The organism is Thiohalophilus sp. (assembly GCF_034522235.1).
Taxonomy (GTDB): domain Bacteria; phylum Pseudomonadota; class Gammaproteobacteria; order UBA6429; family Thiohalophilaceae; genus Thiohalophilus.
Window position 1 is genome coordinate 1,167,970 of record NZ_JAXHLN010000003.1, and the last position, 25,149, is coordinate 1,193,118.

A 25,149-nucleotide genomic window follows, 5' to 3' on the forward strand; every position below is an offset into this window, starting at 1 on the left:
AGGTTATAAGAACAGACCCGATCGTCTGAGAAAATAACTATAAAATTCGGAGATAATAACGATGAGTAAAGGACAGTCCTTACAAGATCCGTTTCTCAATGCACTGCGTAAGGAACGCGTTCCCGTTTCAATCTTTCTGGTAAACGGAATCAAGTTGCAGGGACAGATCGAGTCATTTGACCAGTTTGTGGTGTTGTTGCGAAATACGGTTAATCAGATGGTTTATAAACATGCGATCTCCACCGTGGTGCCGGCGCGCAATGTGAAGCTGCCCGTGGCGGAAGAAATCAAGGAGCATGAAGGTAATGCTTGAAGTCACCAACCCGGTGTTGGTGAGGGTGGTAATGATTGTTTGAACGTCCACAAGCCGGTGAACGGGCGGTTCTGGTTCACCTGGCCCTGCAAGCCGAACAGCAGCAGGAAGAACCGCAGGAATTCCGGGAACTGGCTCTCTCCGCCGGCGCCGAGCCGGTCGCTGTGGTGACCGGTTCCCGGGCTGTTCCCCATCCCCGCTATTTTGTCGGCAGCGGCAAGGCTGAAGAGATTCGCGACACGGTCAAGGCGCTCGACGCCGATCTGGTGCTGTTTAACCATGCCCTGTCACCGGTGCAGGAGCGCAACCTCGAACAATTGCTCAACTGCCGGGTGCTGGATCGTACCGGCCTGATCCTGGATATTTTCGCCCAGCGCGCCCGCACCCACGAAGGCAAACTGCAGGTTGAACTGGCGCAGCTCAAGCACCTGTCCACCCGCCTGGTGCGCGGCTGGACCCATCTGGAGCGCCAGAAGGGCGGCATCGGCCTGCGCGGTCCGGGCGAAACCCAGCTGGAGACCGACCGCCGCTTGATCGGCGATCGCATTCGCCAGCTCAACAAGCGCCTGGAAAAGGTCCAGCGCCAGCGCGAGCAGGGCCGCCGCGCCCGCAAGCGGGCCGAGATTCCGTCGGTCTCGCTGGTCGGTTATACCAATGCCGGTAAATCGACGCTGTTCAACCGGCTCACCGAATCCCATGTCTATGCCGCCGACCAGTTGTTCGCCACTCTCGATCCGACCCTGCGCCGGTTGGAGCTGGCCGACGGGCAGAAGCTAATCCTGGCCGACACGGTCGGCTTTATCCGCCATCTGCCCCACGATCTGGTGGCGGCATTTCGTTCCACCTTGCAGGAAACCCGCGACGCGGATCTGCTGTTGCATGTGGTGGACGCCTCCAGCCCCGAGCGGGAGGCCAATATTGAGCAAGTCAACGCCGTACTGAGCGAGATCGAGGCCCGGGCGGTGCCGCAGCTGCTGGTCTACAACAAGATCGACCGCCTGGAAGACACGCCGCCGCACATCGAGTATGACGAGCGGGGCCTGCCCTGGCGGGTCTGGATCTCGGCGCAAAGCGGGGCGGGACTGGAACAGTTACGCGAGGCGCTGGCCGCGCGACTGGACCGGGGCCGGATCTGCCACGAGCTGCTGTTGCCGGTGACCCAGGGCCGACTGCATGCCCTGTTGCATGAAGTCGGCAAGGTGCACCGCGAGCAGGTGGACGAGCAGGGTAACTGGCTGATGACGGTGGAAATGCCCCGGCCCGAGTGGCAGTCGCTGGACAAACACCACGGCATAGCGACCTATCTGGCGCAGGACGAAGAGGCGTTACGCCTTGCGGCAGGTAGCGAAGCCCCATAGAATTGCCCCTCGGTCACATTGAAAATCCACAATCCCTGAATTAAACCGCACGCTGATTCAGAACACATATCACGGAGCATCACATGGCCTGGAATGAACCTGGTGGTTCAAACAACAAGGACCCCTGGGGTAATCGCAATAACCCGCAGGGCGGTCCCCCGGATCTCGACGAAGTCATCAAAAAGCTGCAGGCCAAATTCGGCGGTCTGTTCGGCGGTAAAGGCGGTGGCGGTGGCCCCCGCATCCCCGGTGCGGGCGGCTCGATCGGCCTGAGCTTCATTGCCCTGGTGCTGGTGGCGATCTGGGCCCTGTCCGGTATCTACATCGTCAACGAAGGTAAAGAGGCCGTGGTACTGCGCTTTGGTGCATTCGAGAGCATCCAGCCGCCGGGCCCGCACTGGTATCCGCGGTTTATCGACACTGTGGAGATCGTCGACGTGTCCAATGTGCGCTCGGTGCATATCGGTGAAGGCAGCCAGGAAGCCCTGATGCTGACCCAGGACGAGAATATCGTCGATATGGAATTCGTGGTGCAGTACAACGTGCGCGATTCGCGCCGTTTCCTGTATCACGTTCGTGACCCGGAAATCTCGTTAAAACACGTCACGCAAAGTGCCGTACGCGAGATCGTCGGTAACAACAACATGGAACACATCATCACCCAGGGACGCGACAAGATCGCCTCCGAAGCCTGGGACCGCATCCAGGGCATTCTCGACAGTTATGAAACCGGTCTGCAGGTACGCGGTTTCAACATGCAGAAGGCCCAACCACCGAGCCAGGTTATGGCGGCGTTCGATGATGTGGCGGCCGCGCGCGAGGATCGGGAAAAGTTCATGAACCAGGCCATGGCCTACGCGAACGACATTCTGCCCCGTGCCGAGGGTCAGGCACAGCGCTTCCTGGAAGAGGCCAAGGGCTACCGGGATCAGAAAATCGCGGTGGCTGAAGGTGATGCCGAACGCTTCTCGGATATTCTGGTCGAGTACAAGAAGGCCCCCGTGGTCACCCGCGAGCGTCTGTACCTGGAGGCGATCGAAGAGATACTCGGCAAGAATCCGAAAGTCATGATCGACCTGCAAAACGGCAATAACCTGATGTATCTGCCGCTGGATCAGATCATGCAGCGTTCGAAAAACAGTGATACGAACTCACAGTCCGGTTCCGGTCCCTTCAAGGAGCAAGTCGAGGAATTTGGACTGGATCAGATGCGTGAGCGTGATAACCGCTCGCGGGAGGTACGCCAATGAGCCCGAAACTTATCGCCGCTATCGTCGTGCTGGCTGTCATTGGCCTGATCGCCAGTAACTCCATGTTCACGGTCAGCGAACGCGAACTGGCGATCCAGTTTGCGTTGGGGAAGGTGAAAAAAGCTGACTTTGAACCGGGGCTGCATTTCAAGTGGCCTTTCGTGAATAACGTGCGCAAATATGAGAAGCGGATTATCACCGCCGATACCGCCCCGCAGCGTTATCTGACCCAGGAACAGAAACCGTTGATCGTGGATTACTACGTCAAGTGGCGCATCGATGATGTCGAGACCTATTACAAGACCATGCAGGGCATGGAGAGTCGTGCTCGGATGCAGTTTCAGTCGATTGTCAACAAGGGCTTGCTGGACGCCTTTGGTGAGCGCACCTTGCAGGAAGTCATCTCCGACGCGCGGGATAACATCATGCGCAGTATTACCAAGAAGGCCGATAAACGGGTTCAGAGTTTCGGTATCGAGATCGTCGATGTCCGTCTCAAGCGCATCGAGCTGACCGAACGGGTGTTCGAGAATATTTTCGAACGCATGAGCTCGGCGCGTGCGAAGGAAGCCAAGGAACTGCGCGCTTCCGGTCGAGGTGAGGCGGAACGCATCCGCGCCGAGGCGGAACGCCAGAAGACGGTCATGCTGGCCAACGCCTATCGCGAGGCCCAGGCTATTCGTGGTCAGGGTGATGCCAAAGCGGCAGGCATTTATGCCAACGCCTTTTCGGAGGATGAAGAGTTCTACTCGTTCTACCGCAGCCTCAATGCCTATCGCAAATCGCTGGTGGGTGACGGCAATATGATGGTGCTGGAACCGGACTCTGAGTTCTTCAAATATTTCAAGAACAACAATCCCGCTGGCAAGTGACACGCCGATAACGTTTGACTAACCATTCTTTCGGGCGTCGTTCATGTGGCAGGACTTGGTTTTGGTAATCGCGCTGGTGCTGGTGATCGAGGGGATATCACCGGCGCTCAGTCCCGCCTCTTTTCGTCGTGGTCTGTTAATGGTGGCCCAGATGAGCGACCGCGTCTTGCGGCGTATCGGGCTGGCCGCCATGACAGGTGGGGCGTTGTTGATCTATCTGATCAAGGGTTAAGTACAGAATGAAATCCGATCGTTGGTTGTTACCGGAAGGGATCGAGGAGGTCCTGCCGCAACAGGCGCGCCGGCTCGAGGCGTTGCGTCGGCGGCTGCTCGATCTGTATGCCGGCTGGGGCTATGAGCTGGTGATGCCGCCGATGATCGAATACCTCGATTCATTGCTGACCGGCACCGGCCACGATCTCGATTTGCAGACTTTCAAGCTGACCGATCAGCTGACCGGCAAACTGATGGGCCTGCGCGCCGACATGACGCCGCAGGTAGCGCGCATCGATGCCCATACATTAAAAAAAGATTGTCCCACCCGGCTGTGTTATATCGGCTCGGTGTTGCACACCCGATCGGACGGCTTCGCCGGTTCGCGCAGCCCGATCCAGGTGGGCGCCGAACTCTATGGCCACAGCGGCAGCGAAAGCGACGTCGAAGTGTTCCGCCTGATGCTGGAGACCCTGCGGCGAAGCAATATTCGTGATCTCTATTTTGATCTGGGTCATGTGGGTATCTACCGGCAACTGGTGCGCGCGGCACAGTTGTCGGCTGAACAGGAGAGTGAACTGTTCGATGCCTTGCAACGCAAGGCCATTCCCGAGATCGAACAGTTGCTGGACAAAAGTGCTGTCGACAAGAAGATTGCCAAAGGGCTGTTGGGACTGGCGCAACTGAACGGTGATGAGAGCGTCATCGGGGAGGCGCGTCGTCTACTGGCCTTCGCCGGCGAGGGCGTGAGCCAGGCACTGGATAACCTGCAGGCCGTGGCCGAACAGATCAAAAGCTGCGAGCCATCCATTCCGCTGCATTTCGATCTGGCGGAGCTCCGCGGTTACAATTATCACACCGGTGTCGTGTTTGCCGCCTATGTACCGGGTTGTGGCCAGTCCATCGCCCAGGGCGGACGCTATGATGATATCGGTCAGGTCTTTGGTCGTGCTCGGCCGGCAACCGGTTTCAGCACGGATCTCAAGACGCTGATCGATCTGGGCGAAGATCAAAGCGCAACGCCCGGTGCGATTTACGCACCGGGTGACAATGACGCCGGTTTGCGTGACACGATTGAACAACTTCGCCGGCAGGGAGAGCGGGTGATCAGCGCCCTGCCGGGCGACAACAGTGATCCGCAGCAACTGGGCTGTGATCGCAAGCTGGTCAGGGACGGCAAGGCATGGCAGATTACAACGATTTGATAACTACAACAGGCTGAAGTCATGGGCAAGAATGTCGTCATTATCGGGACCCAGTGGGGAGATGAAGGTAAAGGCAAGATCGTCGATCTGTTGACCGATCGGGCTTCCGCCGTGGTGCGATTCCAGGGCGGGCACAATGCCGGCCACACCCTGGTGATCGGCGACAAGAAAACCGTGCTGCACCTGATCCCGTCGGGCGTGCTACGCGAAAACGTGCAGTGCCTGATCGGTAACGGCGTGGTGCTCTCGCCCGAAGCGTTGCTCGATGAACTGAAGATGCTCGAGAACGAAGGCGTCCCGGCCCGGGAGCGACTGCGCATCAGCGAAGCCTGTCCGCTGATCCTGCCCTATCATGTGGCACTGGATCATGCCCGCGAGGTGGCGCGCGGCAAAAAAGCCATCGGCACCACCGGCCGCGGCATCGGCCCGGCTTACGAGGACAAGGTCGCCCGCCGTGGCCTGCGTCTCGGTGATCTGTTTCACCGCGAACGTTTTGCGGCCAAGCTCGGCGAAGTACTCGATTATCATAATTTTGCCTTGCAACATTACTTCAAGAGCGAACCGGTCGACTTCCAGCAAGTGCTGGACCAGAGCCTGGCCATGCGCGAAGAGCTGCAACCGCTGGTGGCGGATATTCCCGAATTGCTTAACCAGCACATGCAGGCCGGCAACAACATCATGTTCGAAGGTGCCCAGGGGGCGTTGCTGGATATCGATCACGGCACCTACCCGTTTGTCACCTCGTCCAACACCACCGCCGGCGGCGCGAGTACCGGCAGCGGCATGGGCCCGCGCAATCTCGATTACGTGCTCGGGATCACCAAGGCCTATACCACCCGGGTCGGCTCCGGCCCGTTCCCCACGGAACTGTACGACGGCAATCTGTTAATGGATGAAGTCGGCGCGCGGCTGGCCGAACGCGGTCACGAATTCGGCTCCACTACCGGTCGCCCGCGTCGTTGCGGCTGGTTCGATGCCGTGGCGCTGCGCCGTTCGGTATTGATCAACAGTGTCAGCGGACTGTGCATCACCAAGATGGACGTGCTGGACGGTCTGGATCAGATTCAGATCTGTGTGGGCTACAACTGTAACGGTCAAGTCCGTGACACCCCGCCGGTCGGCGCCGAAGCATTTGAAAGCTGCGAACCGGTTTACGAAGCCATACCGGGCTGGCAGGAATCCACCGTCGGTCTGAAAAGCTACGACGACCTGCCGGCCAACGCCAGGGCCTATCTCAAGCGTATCGAGGAGGTCACCGGCACCCCGGTCGACATCATCTCCACCGGCCCCGAACGCAGCGAAACCATCATTCTCCGTCATCCGTACGATGTTTAACGGCTTCACGGCCGTTAAACAGTAGAGGTAGGCCGGACATAGCGAAGCGGTGTCCGGCAATCCGGTCTGGCGAGGCCTGCATGATGCCTGGATTTTATAAAAAATCTCACCACGAAGACGCGAAGACACGAAGGAGAAATTCATCCGCTTCGAGACTTCGTGTCTTCGTGGTAAAAATAGCTAGATACTATCCCTTAAGGTCGATACCGAGATAGAAAGAATAAAGCCTGTCTCATGGACCGTAGGAGCGCCTTTGGCGCGATAAAAGCCCGTGCAATCGGCGAGGTCTGTCGCGGCGCAGCCGCTCCTGCAGAGATGTGATGGGTTGGCACGGTAAACCGTGTATGAATTTTTATAAAAGCGTTACCACGAAGACGCGAAGGCACGAAGAAAAAATTAATCCACTTCGAGACTTCGTGTCTTCGTAGTAAAAAATAGCCCGATAGATGGAATGTCAGGTAGCGCTATGCGCAACCTGACCTACACCCTGAGTACTAAGTACTAAGTACTAAGTACTAAGTACTAAGTACTCAGAACTTATACCAGTGCAACGCTTTTCACCTGCGCATAAACCTGCTTGCCAACTGCCAATCCCAGATGCTCGGCGGACTTGCGGGTGATCCGAGCGAGCAGGCTGGCGCCGTTGGCATTGAGTTTGACCAGTTGCTGGGCCGGGGGCTCTTCGGCGACGGCCTCGACGGTGACAGGAAAGATGTTAAGAATGCTGGTGTCCGTTTGTTGCGCCAAGGTCAGACTGATATCCCGCGCCTGCAGACGCACCCGTACCGCTTGACCCACCGGCAAGTCGGCCTGTGTGACGGTCAGTCTTCCGCCGGCGAACTCGAGATAGCTCAAACCGTATTGATCATCGTGCGCGTCGACCGTGGCTTCCACGATGGTCTCGGCATCGGGCGCATGGGCCAGGGGCAGATCGAGCCGGTTTAACAACTCGATCACGCTGCCGGTGGCCTGGACCCGGCCGCCGTTTAACATGATCATCTGTTGCGCCAGTTGCGCCACTTCACTGTGATCGTGGCTGACGTACAGCACCGGGATCGACAGCGCCTGCGACAGCTGCTGCAGGCAGGCCATGATGGCGTTTTTACTGTCGCGATCCAGCGCGGCCAGCGGTTCATCCATTAATAATAATCGCGGCGCCGACAGCAGGGCGCGACCGATCGCCACCCGCTGGCGTTCGCCCCCGGATAAATTTGTCGCAGAACGTGCCTGTAATCTGTCGATACCTAACAGGTCGGCAATGTGGTCGGGATCCACGCCGGCCTGTTCGCCGCCGCTACGGCGATAGCCGTAGAGCAGGTTGTCGCGCACCGACAGATGCGCGAACAGGTTGGCCTCCTGAAAGACATAACCGATGCCGCGCCGGTGCACCGGCACAAAGGTGTTTTCGTCCTGCCAGGTGGTATGATCCAGTTTCACGCTGCCGCGGGCCATCGGCTCCAGGCCGGCAATGCAGCGTAACAGGGTGGTCTTGCCGCAGCCCGACGGGCCGAACAGGGCGGTGATGCCCTGCGCCGGCGCACTGAATTCGGCCTGTAGCGTGAAATCTCCGCGGGTGAGTTGAAAGCGGGCCTGCAGCGTCATGCGGGCAGTACCTGCAGACGCCGGTTATAGCGATAAACCAGCAACAACAGCACAAACGAGGCCAGCAGCAGCCCGCCGGCCAGCCAGTGGGCGCTGGCGTAATCCACTGCCTCGACATGATCATAAATCGCAATCGACAGCACCTGGGTTTCGCCCGGAATGTTGCCGCCGATCATCAGCACCACGCCAAATTCCCCGACCGTATGCGCAAAGCCGAGAATCGCGGCGGTAATAAAGCCGGGGCGCGCGAGGGGAATGATCACGCTGACAAACCGATCCAGTGGAGAAGCGCGCAGGGTGGCGGCGACCTCCAGCGGCCGGCGACCGATGGCGGCAAAGGTATTTTGCAGCGGCTGTACCACGAACGGCAGGGAATAGAACACCGAACCGATCACCAGCCCGCTGAAAGTAAAGGCCAGCGAACCCAGTCCCAGCGCGTCGGCGGTCTGGCCGAAGATCCCCCGCGGTCCCAGCGCCAGCAAAAGATAAAACCCGAGCACCGTGGGCGGCAGCACCAGCGGCAGGGCGATCACCGCCTCGATCACCGGTTTGAAACGCCGACGACTGTGGGCCAGCCACCAGGCCAGCGGCGTGCCGAGCAGCAATAATATCAGCGTCGTGAGGGTGGCCAGCTGGAGCGTGATCCACAGGGCCTGCAGGTCGTTAGCGCTGATCATTCCCTCTCCTGTGACGGGGCGGCGTAGCCGAACCGGCGCATGATCCGGCCGGCGGGTTCACTTTTTATATAAGTGATAAACGCCCGGGCGGCCGGCGTGTCGTTCAACATCAACGCCTGCTGTTCGATCGGATCATACAGCGATTGGGGAATGGTCCACCTCGAGCCCTGTTTGCTTATGCCCGTGCCTTGCAGTTGCGACAGCGCGACAAAGCCCAGCTGCGCGTTACCGCTGGCGACAAACTGAAAGGTCTGGGCGATACTCTCGCCGCGCACAATTCGAGGCTGCAATGTCGCGTACAAACCGCGTCGTTTCAGCACCTGTTTCGCCGCCAGTCCGTAAGGCGCCAGGCGCGGATTGGCCATCGCCAGCCGCCGGAAATCGCCGCTCGCCAGTATCGCGCCTTCGCGATCCACGTAATCCGCTTTTGGACTCCATAACGCCAGTTTGCCAAGCGCGTAAGTAAAACGACTGTTCGGGACACTGCGTTGTTGTTCCTCGAGTAACGCGGGGCGGCGCACATCGGCGGCAAAAAACAGATCAAACGGCGCGCCGTTGAGGATCTGCGCGTAATGCTTGCCGGTCGAGCCGCTGGCGAGTACCAGCCGATGTTCGCTGTTGGCTTCAAAGTCACGGGCCAATGCCTCCAATGTGGTCTTGAAATTCGCCGCCACCGCCACCCGCAGGGTCTCCGCATTGACCTGTTGAATCAGGGCGCCGCTCAGCAGAATGACTATTAGCGCGACACGACCAGTTTGTTTAACGATGATGGTCAATGACGTTTTTAACAATGCTTTACTCCGCGTCCTTTGCGCCTCTGCGCCCTCTGCGTTATTTCCAGTAGAATTTAAAAAGTAAGGAGCCCTGCCGTTTGCCGCTTTGTACCTAGTGCAGCTTGATCTCCGGCTCGACCGTGGCCCGGAAGCGGTTGGCGATGGAGATCATCATGGTGCGGTAAAAACCGAACAGCGCGAACTGGTGCAGCTTGTATAACGACAGGTAAACCATCCGCGCCACAAAGCCCTCGACCATGATGCTGCCGGTCAGATTTCCCATCAGGTTGCCCACGGTACTGTACTTGCCCAGCGAGACCAGCGAGCCGTAATCGCGATAGTGAAATGTCGGCAACGGTGTGCCCGCCAGACGACGCTTCATGCTCTTGATCAGCACGGCGGCCTGTTGATGCGCGGCCTGGGCCCGGGGCGGCACATTGGTCTCCATCTGTGGCCAGGGGCAGGCGGCGCAATCGCCGAAGGCGAAAATATTCTCATCGCGGGTGGTTTGCAGAGTCTGGTCGACGACCAGTTGATTGGCGCGGTTGGTTTCCAGACCGTCGATGTCGGCGAGAAAATCGGGCGCCTTGATGCCGGCGGCCCAGACCTTGATTGGCGCCTGGATCTCGCGCCCGCTTTCGGTATACAGCGCTTCGGCGCTGACCTTGACCACCCGTTCGCCCTTGAGCACGGCGATATGGAGTTTGTCCAGTTCCATCTCGGTGGCCTGCGACAGGCGGGGCGGCAGGCCGGGCAGGATCCGATCGGCGGCTTCGACAATGGTAATGCGCACATCGGCCGGATTGATCTGATCGATACCGTAGGCGGTAATCAGCCGCGAGACCTTGTGCAACTGGGCGGAGAGTTCGATGCCGGTGGCGCCGCCGCCGGCGATCACCACATCCAGCTGGCCCTGTTGCGTCGCATCGGGATGGGTGCTGGCGCGCATGAAGTTCTCCAGCAGCAGGTGCTGGAACGATTCGGCCTGTTGCTTGGTATCCAGAAACAGGCAGTGCTCGCGCACGCCCTCGATACCGAAATCGTTACTCACGCTGCCGACAGCCATAATCAGGGTGTCGTATTGAAACTCGCGTCGGGGAATGACTTCGTTGCCGCTGGCATCCAGGGTCGGGGCCAGATAAATGGTGCGCGCGGCGCGATCCAGCCGGTCCATGCGCCCGAGGCGAAACTCGAAATGGTTGCGCGCCGCCTGGGCCAGGTATTCGATCTGGTTTTCATAGGCGTCAAAGGTCCCGGCGGCCACCTCGTGCAGCAGCGGTTTCCAGATATGTGTGCGATTGGCGTCCACCAGGGTGATCCGGGCGCGGCCTTTTTTACCCAGAGTCTTGCCCAGGCGGGTGGCCAGTTCCAGGCCGCCGGCGCCGCCGCCGACGATAATAATATGGTGCAAATCCGATTCGCGCATCGCTCGCTATGCGTCCTGTGAGAATGAGGTTATCAAAGTGTAGCACCGGGGGGGATGCTTGCCCGAAAGACAAACAGGGAGAATGGTACTTTGTTTCGGAAGAAACAAAAAAGCCCCCGAAAGGGGGCTTTTATGAGAGAATTGGTGCCGAGGAGAGGACTTGAACCTCCACGGGGTTACCCCCACTAGCACCTGAAGCTAGCGCGTCTACCAATTCCGCCACCTCGGCTCAGAAGCCGCGCACTTTACAGAGAGTCCCCGGGATTGTCAATCACGAGCACTGCTCCGATAAATGACGCATAATTCGCCGGTGACGAGACCAATTGTCTCACCGAATACAAAATAACGAGAGAAAGAAGATTACATGACTCAACGTTCCGACAAGCACGACCCTTACGCTAAACGCGAAGCAGAAAAATACGAAAACCCCATCCCCAGCCGTGAATACATCATGGATCTGCTCGAAAAAACCGGGCACCCCATGTCGCGTGAAGCCATCGCCGAGGCGCTCAAGCTGGAAAGCGACGATGAGCTCGAGGGCCTGCGCCGCCGGCTGCGGGCCATGGAGCGCGACGGCCAGCTGTTGTTTAACCGCAAACGCGAATACGGCCTGATCAGTAAAATGGACCTGGTCCGCGGCCGGGTGCAGGGCCATCCCGACGGCTTCGGCTTTCTGATCCCCGATGACGGCTCCGACGATCTGTTCCTCTCCGGGCGCGAAATGCGGGTCGCCGTTCACGGCGATCGGGTGCTGGGCCGTGTGGCCGGCATCGATCGCCGCGGCCGCCGCGAGGGGGCGGTGGTCGAGGTGCTGGAGCGGGCCCACAAGACCATGGTCGGGCGCCTGTTTGTCGAAGGGGGCGTCGCCTTTGTGGTCCCGGACAACAAGCGCATTACCCAGGATATTCTGGTGCCCAAAGAGAATATGGGCCCGGCCGAACAGAACCAGATCGTCAGCGTGGAGATCGTCCAGCCACCCACCCCGTTTCGCCAGGCCATCGGCCAGGTGGTCGAAGTGCTCGGCGAGCATATGGCGCCGGGCATGGAGATCGATATTGCCATTCGCTCCCACGGCCTGCCGCAGGTCTGGTCGCCGCAAACCGAGGCGCAGATCGCCGAACTGCGCGAAGAGGTGCGCGAGGAGGACAAGCAGGGTCGCGAGGATCTGCGGCATCTGCCGCTGGTCACCATCGACGGTGAAGACGCGCGCGATTTTGACGATGCGGTTTACTGTGAACCCAACCGCAAGGGCTGGCGTTTGCTGGTGGCGATCGCCGACGTCTCGCATTATGTCGAACCCGAAACACCGCTGGACAAGGATGCCATCGAGCGCGGCAACTCGGTCTATTTCCCCGAGCGGGTGATTCCCATGTTGCCGGAGATCCTCTCCAACGGCCTCTGCTCGCTCAAGCCCAAGGTGGATCGCCTGTGCATGGTGTGTGACATGCAGCTCGACAAGCAGGGCGCCCTCAAAAGTTACAGCTTCTATCCGGCCGTGATGCACTCCCATGCGCGGATGACCTATACCGAAGTGGGGGGCATTCTGCAGGACGAGGATCCGGAACTGTCCCGTCAATACGCGGATCTGTTGCCGGCGCTGCATAACCTCTATCAGCTCTATCACGCCCTGCGCCAACGGCGCAGCAAGCGCGGCGCCATCGATTTTGAGACCACCGAGACCCGCATCGTCTTCGGTGAAGAGCGCAAGATCGAATCCATCGTGCCCACCCAGCGCAATGACGCGCACAAGCTGATCGAGGAGTGCATGATCATCGCCAACGTGGCCACGGCCCGGTTCCTGCTGGAAAGCAAGGTTCCCGCCCTGTACCGCGTCCATGAAGGCCCCAAGCCGGAAAAACTCGAGGCTCTGCGTGAATTTCTCGGCGAGTTCGGCCTCAAGCTGGGCGGTGGCGACAAACCGGCAAGCAAGCATTTCGCCAAACTGCTGGAACAGATCGCCGAACGCCCCGATGCGCATCTGATCCAGACGGTGATGCTGCGCACCCTGCAGCAGGCGGTCTACACTCCCGACAACCTCGGCCACTTCGGTCTGGCCTTCGATGCCTATGCTCACTTTACCTCGCCGATCCGCCGTTATCCGGATCTGCTGGTGCATCGCGCGATTCGCCATGTCCTGCAACACAAGAAGACCGGCTTCTTCAAACGCAAAAAGAGCGGCGAGTTTCGTTACGACCACACGGCCATGGGCCGGCTGGGCGAACATTGCTCCCAGACCGAGCGGCGCGCCGATGAGGCGACCCGCGATGCGGTGGACTGGCTCAAGTGCGAGTTCATGCTGGACAAGGTGGGCGAGGAGTACACCGGCACCATCAGCAGTGTGACCAGCTTCGGCCTGTTTGTGGAACTCGATGAGGTCTTTGTCGAGGGACTGGTGCATGTCACCAGTCTGGAAAATGACTATTACCATTTCGATCCGGCCCATCACCGTTTGATCGGCGAACGCCAGCGGCAGATGTTCCGCCTCGGCGATCGCCTGCGGGTGAAACTGGCGCGGGTCGATCTCGAAGAGCGCAAGATGGATTTCGCCCTGCTGGAAAGCCTCAGCGGCGAAACCTTCCGCGGCGAGTTGCCCGAGCGTCAGGGCGGCGGCAAAAAAGGCGCCGGGGGCAAGAAAACCTCGCGCAAGAAATCGGCCGGCAAGAAGCAAACCGCCAGCAAGAAAAAGACCTCGGGCAAGAAGTCGGTCGGCAAAAAAGCCGCCGACGAGCCCGGCAAAAAGAGCGGCAAGAAATCGTCCCGCCGCCGCCGGCGCGGCGGCAAGAAGAAAACCGGCGCCGGCAAAAGCCCCCAGGCGGACTGATCTGCACGCCAGATGAGCGACAAACACGTGATCTTCGGCCTGCATGCCGTGCAGGCGGCGGTGAGCCGGGACAGCGAGACCATCGAGCAGGTCTATCTGGAGCAGGATCGGCGCGATGAGCGGGCCCGGCAGCTGGAACAGCAGGTGCGCGCCGCGGGCCTGCCGCTGGAGCGGGTCAAACGTCAGACCCTGGACGAACTGACCGACCACGGCCGCCATCAGGGGGTGGCCGCCGTGGCCCGTCTGCCCGGCCCCGGCGACGAGCGCAGCCTGACGGCGCTTCTCGAGCGGCTCGACACCCCGCCGTTGTTGCTGGTGCTGGACGGCGTGCAGGATCCGCACAATCTGGGTGCCTGCCTGCGCACCGCCGACGCCGCCGGGGTGCAGGCGGTGATCGCCCCCAAAGATCGCGCCTGCGGCCTGACCAGCACCGTGCGCAAGGTGGCCAGCGGCGCCGCCGAGGTGGTGCCGTTTATCCAGGTCACCAACCTGGCCCGCACCCTGCGCGCGCTGCGCGAACGGGGGATCTGGCTGGTTGGCACCGATCTGGACGCCGAACAGGATCTCTATCAGGCCGATCTGCGCGGTCCGCTGGCCCTGGTGATGGGCGCCGAGGAGCGCGGCCTGCGCCGGCTGACCCGGGAACACTGCGATCAGCTGGTCAAACTGCCGATGATCGGCACCGTACAGAGTCTGAATGTGTCGGTAAGTGCCGGGGTTTGTCTCTATGAGGCGTTGCGACAAAGGAGGGGCTAGGTTCCAGGGGGTGGTTTCTAGGTGAGGTAGGCCGGATCAAGCGTAAGCGGATCCGGCAATCTTTTCCTCGTCCCTCGTAACTCGGGCCTCGTCCCTGCCCGAAGGGCGGGTGGGAGCGCCCCACGGGCGCGACTCTGGCCGAGGGTGGGGCTCGCGGTCGTAGCCCGCTCCCACAGGGGGAGTGCAGGTTCCAGGACTCAGAACTCAGAACTCTAGCTCCTTGATTTGCAAAGCGTCCCCCGCTTGCGTAAAATGCGCCACCTTTACACAACCCGCTTGCGACAGGCCGGCGGGTTTCCTTGCTCCACCACGGCCGAGAGGTTCGACGGGGGGCTTTTAACCGAAAGGAAGAGATGTCGATGCGTCACTATGAAATCGTGTTTCTGGTCCACCCTGACCAGAGTGAACAGGTCCCCGCCATGCTGGAGCGCTATCGCAATCTGGTGGAAGGCAACGGTGGCAAGGTCCACCGCGTTGAAGACTGGGGCCGTCGTCAGCTGGCCTATTCCATTCAAAAAGTTCACAAGGCGCACTATGTGCTGCTGAACATCGAATGCGATCAGGCAACCCGCGATGAGCTGGAGAGCGGCTTCCGCTTCAACGACGCCGTGATTCGCAATCTGATCATCCGTCGCGACGAAGCGATTACCGAAGCTTCGCCGATGGCCCGCAAAGATGAGCGGGAAGAAGAGAGCAGCGAGTCAAGCGCGGCCTGAGCCGGCATTGCCTCACGATTCATCAGCTGACACTTAAGGATTCATACTATGGCCCGTTTTTTCCGTCGCAAGAAATTCTGTCGTTTTACCGCCGAAGGCATCAAGGAGATCGATTACAAGGATCTCGGCCTGCTGAAGGCCAATGTCACCGAAAGCGGCAAGATCGTTCCCAGTCGCATTACCGGCACCAAGGCCCGGTTTCAGCGCCAGCTGTCCACGGCCGTCAAGCGTGCCCGGTATCTGGCCCTGTTGCCGTATAGCGACGCGCACAAGAACTGATTTGGCGCTGTTCGCTGGCGAACAGGCCCTGTGATGATGCTGCAGTCGCTGGCCAGTTATGCCATGCGCGGTCCGCTCCAGGCCATCCTGGCGGTGGTCGGACTGGCGGTGGTATCGTTGCTGTTTTTCCCGCTGAGCTGGCCGCTCGGCTATCTCGGCGCCGGGGTCGTGGCCCTGGTGGCCCTGACCCAGGCCAGCCGCGAGAGTCTGTTGATTGTGTTTGGCGCCACCGCGGCGCTGGCGCTGTTGGGAATGGGGATCGGCAGTCCGCATTACGGCATCGGTTATGCGCTGTCGGTCTGGCTGCCGGCCTGGCTGGCGGCCCAGTGGCTGCGCCAGCATCAGTCTCTCTCCCAGACGCTGGGCCTGGCCGGACTGGCGGGGCTGATCGGGATCGGGCTGATGTTCCTGTTGCTGGGCGATCCCGCCCAGTGGTGGAGCGCCTATTTCGATCAGCGGATCATCCCGGATCTCAAGGAGGCGGGGGTCGAGTTTCCGGACGAGGCGGCGTTTCGCGCACTGTTGCAGCAGGTGGCCGGGGTGATGACCGGTGCGTTGCTGGCCTCGCTGGTGCTCAGTGCCGCAATCGGGGTGTTGATCGGGCGTTACTGGCAGGCCAGGCTGTTCGAAGTTGGCAGCCCGCACGAGTTCCACCAGTTGCGTCTGGGCACCCTGGCCGCCGGCATTGGCCTGGTGATCGTGGCCCTGGCCCAGTTTGTGGGTGGCCTGGCGGGGCAGTGGCTGGTCAACGCGGCCATCGTGGTGTTGACTGTATTTCTGTTTCAGGGACTGGCCATCGGCCATCAACTGGCCGCCCGCACCGCGAACGGGCAGCCCTGGGTGGTGGCGTTGTATATCGTTTTACTGTTTACACTGCCCTATGGCGCGATCGCCGTCGCCATGCTGGGCATACTGGATAACTGGATTGATATTCGCCGCCGGCTACCCGGGGCGGCGAGCTGAACAAACGATAACATCTAACCGACGTAACATTAGCGACAGGTATTGAGGTAATAAAAATGGAAGTGATTCTGCTGGAAAACGTAGCTAACCTCGGCACCCTGGGTGACAAGGTTAACGTTCGCCCGGGCTATGGCCGCAACTATCTGGTACCGCAGAAAAAAGCGGTCCCGGCCACCAAAGAGAACATTGAGGTGTTCGAAGCGCGTCGCGCCGAGCTGGAAAAAGCCGCCACCGAAGCGCTGGCCGCCGCCCAGGCCCGTGCCGAGCAGATCGCCGCACTGGGTCAGGTGACCATCCAGGCTCACGCCGGTGAGGAAGGCAAGCTATTCGGCTCCGTGGCCGTGGCCGACATCGCCGACGCGGTGACCGCGGCCGGCGTCGAGCTGGAAAAACGCGAAGTGAACCTGCCCGAAGGCCCGATTCGTCTGACTGGCGAATACCAGGTCGAGCTGCAGCTGCACGCCGAGGTGATGCAGCCGATCAACCTGGTGGTCGAAGCCGAATAGGCGATCCCCGGGCGGGGCCCGTCCCGCCCGTCTTGAGGTCTTCTGTGACGCACGGCACAACGCTGCCGTGCGCCATCGCCTGTCAAGCCCATCAACCCAAATAAACCCCTTTCGAAGCGATCCGATCGGCGGCGGGGTTGTGCTATGCTCAGGGCCTCCGCGATGCGGAGGCAGGGTCAATCATCCGGCTAAATTTTTCTTCGGCAGGTCCGGGCGCTCACGCCCCGGCGGCCCGAAGGCGATGGGACTATAACGATTAATCATCATGCCTGACGCTATTTATTCGGTCGCCGGCTCGGATCAGGCGACAGACGCACTCAAGGTACCGCCGCACTCCATCGAGGCGGAGCAGGCCGTGCTCGGCGGGCTGATGATCGACAACAGCAGCTGGGATCAGGTGGTCGAGCAGGTCAACGAGAGCGACTTCTACCGCCGGGATCACCGCCTGATCTTCAGCGCCATCGCCGCCCTGGCCGAAGAAGCCAACCCCTGCGACGTGGTGACCCTCTCCGAATGGCTGCAACAGCGCAACCAGCTGGATGCCGCCGGCGGCATGAGTTATCTGGGCGGGCTGGCCAAGAACACCCCCACCGCCGCCAACATCAAGGCCTACGCCGCCATCGTGCGCGAGCGCTCGGTGCTGCGCCAGCTGACCCGGGTGGCCACCGAGATTGGTAACCTGGCCTATAACCCCGAGGGGCGCAGCAGCGCCGAGGTGCTGGATCAGGCCGAGAAGGCGGTGTTCGACATCGCCGAGCAGGGCGCCCACAACCGCTCAGGTTACGTCGGTATCAAGGAGCTGCTGGTCAAGGCGGTGGATCGCATCGACACCCTCTACCAGAGCAGTTCGGCCTATACCGGGGTACCGACCGGCTACACCGATTTCGATGACATGACCTCGGGGCTGCAAAATTCCGATCTGATCATCATCGCCGGGCGCCCCTCCATGGGCAAGACCTCCTTCGCCATGAACCTGGTGGAGAACGCCGCCATCAAGCATCAGACGCCGGTGGCCGTGTTCAGTATGGAGATGCCCGGCGAGCAACTGGTAATGCGCATGATGTCCTCGCTGGGACGCATCGATCAGCACAAGATCCGCACCGGCAAGCTGGACGACGCCGACTGGCCGCGGCTGACCTCGGCGGTGGGCATACTCAACGAGGCCCCGATTTTTATTGATGACACGCCGGGACTCACTCCCATGGAGATCCGCTCCCGCGCGCGGCGCATCAAGCGCGAGCACGACCTGGGCCTGATCGTGATCGACTATCTGCAGCTGATGCAGGTGGGCGGCAGCACCGAAAACCGCGCCACCGAGATCTCCGAGATCTCGCGCGGCCTCAAGGGGCTGGCCAAGGAGCTCAACGTGCCGGTGATCACGCTCTCGCAGCTCAACCGCTCGCTGGAGCAGCGGCCCAACAAGCGCCCGGTCATGTCGGACCTGCGCGAGTCGGGCGCCATCGAGCAGGACGCCGACGTGATCGTGTTTATCTATCGCGACGAGGTCTACAACGAGGAAAGCACCGACAAGGGCACCGCCGAGATCATCATCTCCAAACAGCGTAACGGCCCCATCGGCACCACCCGGCTGACCTTCCTCGGTCAGTACACCAAATTCGAAAACTACATCTCCGGGGACAACTACCTCGAAGGACCCGGTGGATGACCCGAGCGACCCGGGCCACCCTCAACCTGCGCGCCCTGCAACACAATCTGACCATCGCCCGCCGGCACGCCCCGGACAGCAAGTTAATGGCGATCATCAAGGCCAACGGCTACGGCCACGGGATGATCGAGGTCGCCCAGGCATTGAACGATGCCGACGCCTTTGGCGTCGCCTGTCTCGACGAGGCGATCGCCCTGCGCGAGGCGGGGATCCCGCAACCGATCGTGCTGCTCGAAGGGTTCGTCCGGGCCGACGAGTTGCGGCTGATCGACGGCTTTCAGCTGCAGCCGGTGATCCATCATCCCGCGCAGATCGACATGCTGGAAGCGTCATCGGGGCCGGCGCTGACCGTCTGGCTCAAGGTCGACACCGGCATGCATCGTCTGGGTGTCACACCGGAACAGGTGCCAGCGATCCTCACCCGCCTGCTCAGCTGCCCGCGGGTCGGGGCGGTGCGACTGATGACCCACCTGGCCAATGCCGACGATCGCGACGACGATTACACCCTGGAGCAGATCCGCCGCTTCGAAAGCCTCGATGAGCTGAGTGTCGCGGCGCGCAGCATCGCCAATTCGGCCGGGCTGCTCGGCTGGGCGCAGAGCGCCAGCGACTGGGCGCGGCCGGGGATCATGCTCTATGGCGTCTCGCCCTTTAATAATAGTATCGGCGAACAGCACGATCTGCGCCCGGTGATGACCCTGCGCGCGCAGCTCATCGCGATTAACACGCACAAAGCGGGCGAGCCGATCGGTTACGGCGGCAGCTGGCGCTGCCCCGAACCGATGCCGGTCGGGGTGGTGGCTATCGGCTACGGCGACGGCTATCCGCGCCACGTACCCAGCGGCACGCCGGTGTTACTGAACAACAAGCGGGTACCCATCGTCGGACGGGTCTCCATGGACATGCTCTGCCTGGATCTGCGCGACTGTCCCAAGGCGGCCATCGGCGATGAGGTGATCCTCTGGGGCGAGGGGCTGCCGGTGGAGGCGATCGCCGAAGCGGCGGGGACGATTGGCTATGAGTTGTTGTGCAAGGTGACCTCGCGGGTGGGGTTTGAATATACTCACGAGTGAAGCTGATCCTGTTCCCTGTCCCCTTTGGGGAAAGGGTTAGGGAGAGGGGGCTTGAATCGGATCGCCTCATCGTAACTTGTGGAAGGCATTTGTGGGAGGCAACTTGTGTGTGGGGGGCTTGTGGGAGGCGACTCCGTCGGCGACGAACTCTCGGAAACGAACCCCTTATCTAAATGATCGCCCTGCGGGCGAGCTTGATCTTGAAAGCGCTGACCCGCCAGCGCGCCTCGGGTTCATTTCTTTGTCACGCGACAAAGAAACAGAACCAAAGAAAACGCGCCCGAAAGACGCCGCCGGTGTAGCAATTTACCAATTGCTACACCGGTTCCCTGCGCTTCTCATTCCAGTCGGGCTCGCCAGACGGCACGTCCGTGTGCCGACTGGCGAGTGCGCGCGTCCATGCGCGCACCCTGCGGGCTATCCTCCTTCCACTGCGATGCTCGGCGGCGTCTGACGGGATGGGGAACAGACTAGATAGAACCGGGAAAACCCTAAATATGCGGAAATTCTGGTGAGCCAAGGGCAGCATAGGCGTTCAGAATGATCTACACTTTGTCAGGACATAGACTCATGCTCTGCTCGAACAGGACCGATACCGAAGCCATGCAGGGTTCACACCCTTAAATTCTCAACTGGGGAAAATCATAATGAGCAAGTTACCTGAGTTCCTGAAAACAGGTGAAAGAGCTCGCCTGATCCCTGTTACCGCTGATTCCAATGGAGAACAACGTGCGGCTTCAATTGCCCTGGCGGCAATGCGCGGGGTTTTTGAATTTCGCAAGGTGATGTTGGGCTCTGTGGGTGTAAGGGTTGGTAATCGTGCAGATCTTGATACCTGGACAGAGGTCGTATTCAAAGACAATACCTCAGTCAAAAATATAAAAGACAAGAAAGACAGGCCCGACGGGTTACTGGTCCTCAATACCGGAAAAAGCCAATGGAAAGCGCTGATTGAGGCGAAAATTGGAAATGCCGAGGTGAACGAGGAACAGCTCTCCGCGTATTTACAGCTGGCAAAACAAAATAATATCGATGCCGTAATTACGATTACAAATCAGTTTGTCGCACTGCCTGAGCATCATCCCGTCAAAATCCCGAAAACGCTTACCCGAAGTGTCGGATTGTATCACTGGTCCTGGATGTATCTGTTGACTCAGGCGACATTGCTTCTTGATAGCGACGAGATCGAATCAGAGGATCAAAAGTTTGTGCTCGAAGAGGTGGTTCGCTATCTAAGTCATGACAAGAGCGGCGTCAGCCGGTTTACAAGCATGAACCGTGAATGGAAGGATGTGATCGGAAAGGTCAAGAGTAATGCCACCCTGAACAAGTCGTCAGACGAGGTGGAAAATACCGTTTCAAGCTGGCATCAGGAACAGCGTGATTTATGTCTTGTAATGAGCCGTAAACTCGGTCGACCGGTAAAATTGCGATTGTCCCGTTCTCACCGAACAGACCCCCAGCAAAGATTGCGAGATGATGTCGAGGATCTGGTCAAGCATAAGACTCTGAGCTGTGATCTTGAAATACCCGATGCAGCAGCCGACCTTGATGTTACCGCCGATCTGGCGACAAGGACGATAATATGTGCCATGCGATTAGGCGCCCCGCAGGATAAAAAACGTGCAAGCGCACGAGTAAACTGGTTGACCCGACAGCTTAAAAATATCAACGATAAAGATATTTATATAAAAGCATTGCGTCCCGGTCGGGCGGAAGATACGCAGGCTCCGCTATCTGAGGTTATGGAAAATCCTGATGTATTAAACTCAAGTAATTCCGATGTTGTTCCCACAGTATTTGAAGTCTTTTACATGGCGGATTTGGCCGGGAAATTCGCCAAAAACAAGGTGTTTATAGACGAGATCGAGAAAATTGTCCCATATTTCTATGAGATGGCAGGCCAGCGACTCCAGGCATGGGTTGCGCCACCGCCAAAAATCAGAAAAACGGATCCGGCCCTGGAGAATGAGGAAGTGAGCTCGAATGAAGGTAATTTGGACGAAGATACTGCTTCAGAGGATGTGGCTGAAGAGAGTCAGCCAGTAGATGAGAGTTAGAATGATGTGTTGAATGTCTGGGGTTCAATCAGTAACGCAAAAGGCAAGATCTGAACCCGTATGGTATGTTTGTGGTGGCACAGACTTCTCAGCGGTGGGGGATGGTAATTACAAGTAGGATTGATAGGATTGATAGGATTATGGGACTGTTTATATAGCATGACTGTGTAAGTCATACATACAAGGAATAATTAATGCTAAGAGATGAACTCGAAACAGCAAAGAGATCTGTGACTACAGATAGTCTTCAGATTTCGATTGGTGAAATTGCTTCAATGTATTCTCAGGAAGAGCTTGATATTATCCCTGAGTTTCAAAGACTATTTCGAGAGACTGTAAATTAAATTGTGTAACTGCTCAAAGTCCCATACCCTTGATAATAAAGGAAAAGACACATGAGCAGAAGAACAAAAACCAAAACCGATATCGACCCGCAGCTTGAAGAACTGGTCAAGGCAGTCAAAACGCCAGAACAGCTTGCCGCATTGACCCAGCAGCTTCAGCAAAAAGCCTTTGAGGCCATGCTCGAAGGCGAGATGACTGACCATCTCGGCTATCCCAAGCACGCCACAGCCGGCCACAACACCGGCAACAGCCGTAACGGGTATAGCGCCAAAACCCTCAAAGGCGAACAGGGCGCACTGACCCTCGATGTGCCTCGAGACCGTAACGGCGAGTTTGAGCCGCTCATTATTCCCAAGGGGCAGACGCGTCTGCCGATGTTCAACGATAAAATCCTGGCGCTCTACAGTCGGGGCATGAGTACCCGCGATATCGTTGCCATGCTACTAGAGCTCTACGGCGTCGAGGTTTCCCCTACGCTCATCTCCCAGGTCACCGCGCAGGTGATTGAGGAAGTGCAGCAGTGGCAGTGCCGACCGCTGGACGAGATCTATCCCATCGTCTATCTGGACTGCATCCACATCAAGATCCGCCAGGACAAGCGGGTCAGCAACAAGGCCATCTATCTGGCGCTGGGTATCAACCTGGACGGCCAGAAAGAACTGCTGGGGCTCTGGCTCAATGAGAACGAGGGGGCTAAGTTCTGGTTGTCCGTGTTGACCGAACTCCAGCAGCGGGGTGTCCGGGATATCTTTATCGCCGCCGTGGACGGTCTGACCGGCTTCCCCGAGGCGATCAATACCGTCTACCCCAAAACAAAAATCCAGCTGTGTATCGTCCACATGGTGCGCAACTCGCTGAAGTTCGTGGCCTGGAAACAGCGCAAGGCGGTCGCCGCGGATTTGAAAAAGATCTACACCTCCCTGACGGTGGCCGAAGCCGAGCAGGAGCTCGACGCCTTTGCGGCTCGCTGGGATGATCAGTTCCCGTCGATCAGTGCCAGCTGGCGGCGACACTGGCCCAACCTGATTACCCTGTTCGACTATCCGGATGACATCCGTCGGGTGATCTACACGACCAACGCCATCGAATCACTGAACAGCGTGATCCGCAAGGCGGTCAAAAATCGCAAGGTTTTCCCTAACGATGAATCCGCCCTCAAGGTCGTCTACCTGGCCATCCAGGCGGCATCGAAAAAATGGACCATGCCCATTCACCATTGGAAGAACGCGCTCAATCGCTTTATGATTGAATTCCCGGACAGAATGCCGGAGCAGTTCTAAGCGGGCAGTTACACAGAATTATTTACAGTCTCTATTTCGATGGTCAATAGATAAAAAAACAGCTTTTATAGAGTCAATACTTATAGGAATCCCTGTGCCCCCTGCGTTTGCGTACGAAAAAGAAGATGGTACATGGGAGCTAATTGATGGGCTTCAGAGAATTTCAACTATTCTTGAATTTATGGGCGTTCTACGTGACCCAGAAAAGACAGATAAAACCCTCCCAGCATCTATTCTCAGTTCATCTACCTATCTTCCGTCACTTGAGGGAATTAGTTGGTCAGGTGAACAAGGCGAAAATTCACTGGAGAAGTCATTGCAGCTGTTTTTTAGGCGTGCACGGCTTGATTTTCAGGTTTTAAAGCACCCTAGCGACGCAAAGACAAAGTTTGATTTATTTCAACGCTTGAACCGTGGCGGTGAATACGCAAATGAACAAGAGGTGCGCACTTGTTCTATGGTTTTGGGTAATCCCGATGCAACCAGGAGGATAAGAGAGATTGCTCAATCAGATGCTTTCTCGAAAATTTTTAAAATAACAGATGAACAGAAAGCAAGACAAAAGGATGTCGAATATTTTGTTAGGGCGATTGTGCACGTAGCAGAGGATTTTGAGCCTGGTTCTGATGTGCAAGAATTTTTAGATCATGGAATATTGAGAATATTAATAGACCAAGATCCAAACCCCGTAATTGATAAAGTTTTTTGGGCTATAAACATTTTATACAAAGTTAATGGGCAAGACGCACTTATTCCGCATGATGAAGCGTATGAGGGAATTGCCAAACGCTTTTCACTTAGGGCGTTAGAAGGGATTCTTGTTGGTGTTGCTAGGAACAAAGAAGATATAGAAAATTTGGAAGATCCAGATTCATATATAAAAGAAAAAATCGGTCAATTTTGGAGACAACAAGAAGTTGTAAATTTAAGTGAGTCTGGGCTTAGAGGTACTACTCGGATACAGAGAACTATTCCATTTGGTGAGGTTTGGTTTAAACCGGATGAATAATGTAAGTTTTTATATTGATGAGATTGACGCAAACCGTATAAGAAGAGCTAAGGAGCTTTCTGAGCTAAAAGTTCGTATGACTGAGACAGCATATCTTTCGCGTTATGGGGTTAATTCAAAGGCGACAATTGTCCTGTCTTATGCTCACTGGGAAGGTTTTTATAATGAGTGTATTAATATCTATGTCAATCTACTTAAGGGTATAGATAAAAAAATTAGTGATATTTCATGGCCAATGCTTGTTGGTATATTAAGGCCCGAACTTCAAAGGCTGAGAGATAGAAATCACTCACCTAAGGCAGAATATGATTTCGTTAATAATTTGAAAAATCTGATTGACGAAAACTTTGATAATTTCGATTCTGAAGTTATATCATCTCGGTCTAATTTGAATTATGAAAAGTTACGTAGCAATTTTGATTTTCTCGGCTTCAATGTGGCGCCATTTAACACATTGAGACTTAGAATAGATAAAGAGCTTGTTGGTTGGAGGCATGGTGTTGCGCATGGGGATGATCCAGATTTATCAGCTGTAGATATAGATAATCATATTGAGTTTACGCAAAATATGTTGCTACTTTTGTCAGACGTATTCCCCCTGTGTCAGGATAGTTGTCGCCTCCCCCCTGTGTCAGGATAGTTGTCGCCTCT

Annotated in this window: 23 protein-coding genes and 1 tRNA gene; 19 read left to right on the forward strand and 5 right to left on the reverse strand. The window is 57.8% G+C overall.

All coding sequences use genetic code 11. The features are described 5' to 3' along the window. The first annotated feature begins 61 nt into the window (after positions 1–61). The 7 genes from hfq to U5J94_RS08705 all read left to right on the forward strand — a co-directional run bounded on the left by hfq (position 62) and on the right by U5J94_RS08705 (position 6,546). A complete protein-coding gene (hfq, locus tag U5J94_RS08675; RefSeq protein WP_322565251.1) occupies positions 62–313 on the forward strand; it encodes an RNA chaperone Hfq in 252 nt (83 codons plus the stop codon). 35 nt (positions 314–348) lie between these two features. After that, positions 349–1,671: a ribosome rescue GTPase HflX gene (gene hflX, locus U5J94_RS08680; RefSeq protein WP_322565252.1), complete on the forward strand. Its 1,323-nt coding sequence runs from the start codon at positions 349–351 to the stop codon at positions 1,669–1,671. Between the two features lie 83 nt (positions 1,672–1,754). Further along, entirely contained in the window at positions 1,755–2,921 is a 1,167-nt protein-coding gene (gene hflK / locus U5J94_RS08685; protein WP_322565253.1) for an FtsH protease activity modulator HflK, read from the forward strand. Then, positions 2,918–3,793, forward strand: coding sequence for a protease modulator HflC (gene hflC, locus U5J94_RS08690; protein WP_322565254.1), 876 nt, complete (start codon positions 2,918–2,920; stop codon positions 3,791–3,793). The genes hflK and hflC overlap by 4 nt, the downstream gene beginning before the upstream one ends. A gap of 43 nt (positions 3,794–3,836) precedes the next feature. Continuing rightward, positions 3,837–4,025, forward strand: a complete 189-nt coding sequence (locus U5J94_RS08695) for a DUF2065 domain-containing protein (RefSeq protein WP_322565255.1) — start codon at positions 3,837–3,839, stop codon at positions 4,023–4,025. 7 nt (positions 4,026–4,032) lie between these two features. Then, positions 4,033–5,211, forward strand: a complete 1,179-nt coding sequence (locus U5J94_RS08700) for an ATP phosphoribosyltransferase regulatory subunit (protein WP_322565256.1) — start codon at positions 4,033–4,035, stop codon at positions 5,209–5,211. A gap of 21 nt (positions 5,212–5,232) precedes the next feature. Further along, complete coding sequence (locus U5J94_RS08705; RefSeq protein WP_322565257.1) at positions 5,233–6,546, forward strand: adenylosuccinate synthase; 1,314 nt, start codon at positions 5,233–5,235, stop codon at positions 6,544–6,546. 537 nt (positions 6,547–7,083) lie between these two features. On the opposite strand, the gene modC is transcribed toward U5J94_RS08705, so the two are convergent. The 5 genes from modC to U5J94_RS08730 form a co-directional block, all read right to left on the reverse strand. Further along, a complete protein-coding gene (gene modC / locus U5J94_RS08710; RefSeq protein ID WP_322565258.1) occupies positions 7,084–8,148 on the reverse strand; it encodes a molybdenum ABC transporter ATP-binding protein in 1,065 nt (354 codons plus the stop codon). Further along, positions 8,145–8,825: a molybdate ABC transporter permease subunit gene (gene modB, locus U5J94_RS08715; protein ID WP_322565259.1), complete on the reverse strand. Its 681-nt coding sequence runs from the start codon at positions 8,823–8,825 to the stop codon at positions 8,145–8,147. Before modB ends, modC begins: the two co-directional genes overlap by 4 nt. Next, positions 8,822–9,616, reverse strand: coding sequence for a molybdate ABC transporter substrate-binding protein (gene modA, locus U5J94_RS08720; protein ID WP_322565260.1), 795 nt, complete (start codon positions 9,614–9,616; stop codon positions 8,822–8,824). Before modA ends, modB begins: the two co-directional genes overlap by 4 nt. A gap of 94 nt (positions 9,617–9,710) precedes the next feature. After that, positions 9,711–11,024 (reverse strand): NAD(P)/FAD-dependent oxidoreductase, encoded by a 1,314-nt coding sequence (locus U5J94_RS08725; protein ID WP_322565261.1) that lies wholly within the window; start codon positions 11,022–11,024, stop codon positions 9,711–9,713. Between the two features lie 142 nt (positions 11,025–11,166). Next, positions 11,167–11,253 (reverse strand) — tRNA-Leu (locus tag U5J94_RS08730). Between the two features lie 135 nt (positions 11,254–11,388). Between U5J94_RS08730 and rnr the strand changes: the two genes are divergently transcribed. The 12 genes from rnr (at position 11,389) to U5J94_RS08790 (ending at position 25,138) form a co-directional block, all read left to right on the forward strand. Further along, positions 11,389–13,845, forward strand: a complete 2,457-nt coding sequence (gene rnr, locus U5J94_RS08735) for a ribonuclease R (protein ID WP_322565262.1) — start codon at positions 11,389–11,391, stop codon at positions 13,843–13,845. Positions 13,846–13,857: 12 nt separating this feature from the next. Continuing rightward, positions 13,858–14,601, forward strand: a complete 744-nt coding sequence (rlmB, locus tag U5J94_RS08740; RefSeq protein WP_322565263.1) for a 23S rRNA (guanosine(2251)-2'-O)-methyltransferase RlmB — start codon at positions 13,858–13,860, stop codon at positions 14,599–14,601. A 359-nt stretch (positions 14,602–14,960) separates the two neighbouring features. Continuing rightward, positions 14,961–15,317: a 30S ribosomal protein S6 gene (rpsF, locus tag U5J94_RS08745; RefSeq protein WP_322565264.1), complete on the forward strand. Its 357-nt coding sequence runs from the start codon at positions 14,961–14,963 to the stop codon at positions 15,315–15,317. A 48-nt stretch (positions 15,318–15,365) separates the two neighbouring features. Continuing rightward, on the forward strand, positions 15,366–15,596 hold the full coding sequence (gene rpsR, locus U5J94_RS08750; RefSeq protein WP_322565265.1) for a 30S ribosomal protein S18: 231 nt from the start codon (positions 15,366–15,368) through the stop codon (positions 15,594–15,596). Between the two features lie 33 nt (positions 15,597–15,629). Further along, positions 15,630–16,559, forward strand: a complete 930-nt coding sequence (locus U5J94_RS08755) for a DUF2232 domain-containing protein (protein WP_322565266.1) — start codon at positions 15,630–15,632, stop codon at positions 16,557–16,559. A 56-nt stretch (positions 16,560–16,615) separates the two neighbouring features. Then, positions 16,616–17,065, forward strand: coding sequence for a 50S ribosomal protein L9 (gene rplI / locus U5J94_RS08760; RefSeq protein ID WP_322565267.1), 450 nt, complete (start codon positions 16,616–16,618; stop codon positions 17,063–17,065). A gap of 265 nt (positions 17,066–17,330) precedes the next feature. Beyond that, a complete protein-coding gene (gene dnaB / locus U5J94_RS08765) occupies positions 17,331–18,731 on the forward strand; it encodes a replicative DNA helicase (RefSeq protein WP_322565268.1) in 1,401 nt (466 codons plus the stop codon). Next, entirely contained in the window at positions 18,728–19,804 is a 1,077-nt protein-coding gene (gene alr / locus U5J94_RS08770) for an alanine racemase (protein WP_322565269.1), read from the forward strand. The genes dnaB and alr overlap by 4 nt, the downstream gene beginning before the upstream one ends. A 647-nt stretch (positions 19,805–20,451) precedes the next feature. Next, entirely contained in the window at positions 20,452–21,864 is a 1,413-nt protein-coding gene (locus U5J94_RS08775; protein WP_322565270.1) for a hypothetical protein, read from the forward strand. A 395-nt stretch (positions 21,865–22,259) separates the two neighbouring features. Next, positions 22,260–23,489, forward strand: a complete 1,230-nt coding sequence (locus U5J94_RS08780; RefSeq protein ID WP_322565271.1) for an IS256 family transposase — start codon at positions 22,260–22,262, stop codon at positions 23,487–23,489. Then, complete coding sequence (locus U5J94_RS08785; RefSeq protein ID WP_322565272.1) at positions 23,455–24,498, forward strand: DUF262 domain-containing protein; 1,044 nt, start codon at positions 23,455–23,457, stop codon at positions 24,496–24,498. Before U5J94_RS08780 ends, U5J94_RS08785 begins: the two co-directional genes overlap by 35 nt. Next, complete coding sequence (locus U5J94_RS08790) at positions 24,491–25,138, forward strand: MAE_28990/MAE_18760 family HEPN-like nuclease (protein WP_322565273.1); 648 nt, start codon at positions 24,491–24,493, stop codon at positions 25,136–25,138. Before U5J94_RS08785 ends, U5J94_RS08790 begins: the two co-directional genes overlap by 8 nt. Positions 25,139–25,149: the final 11 nt, after the last annotated feature.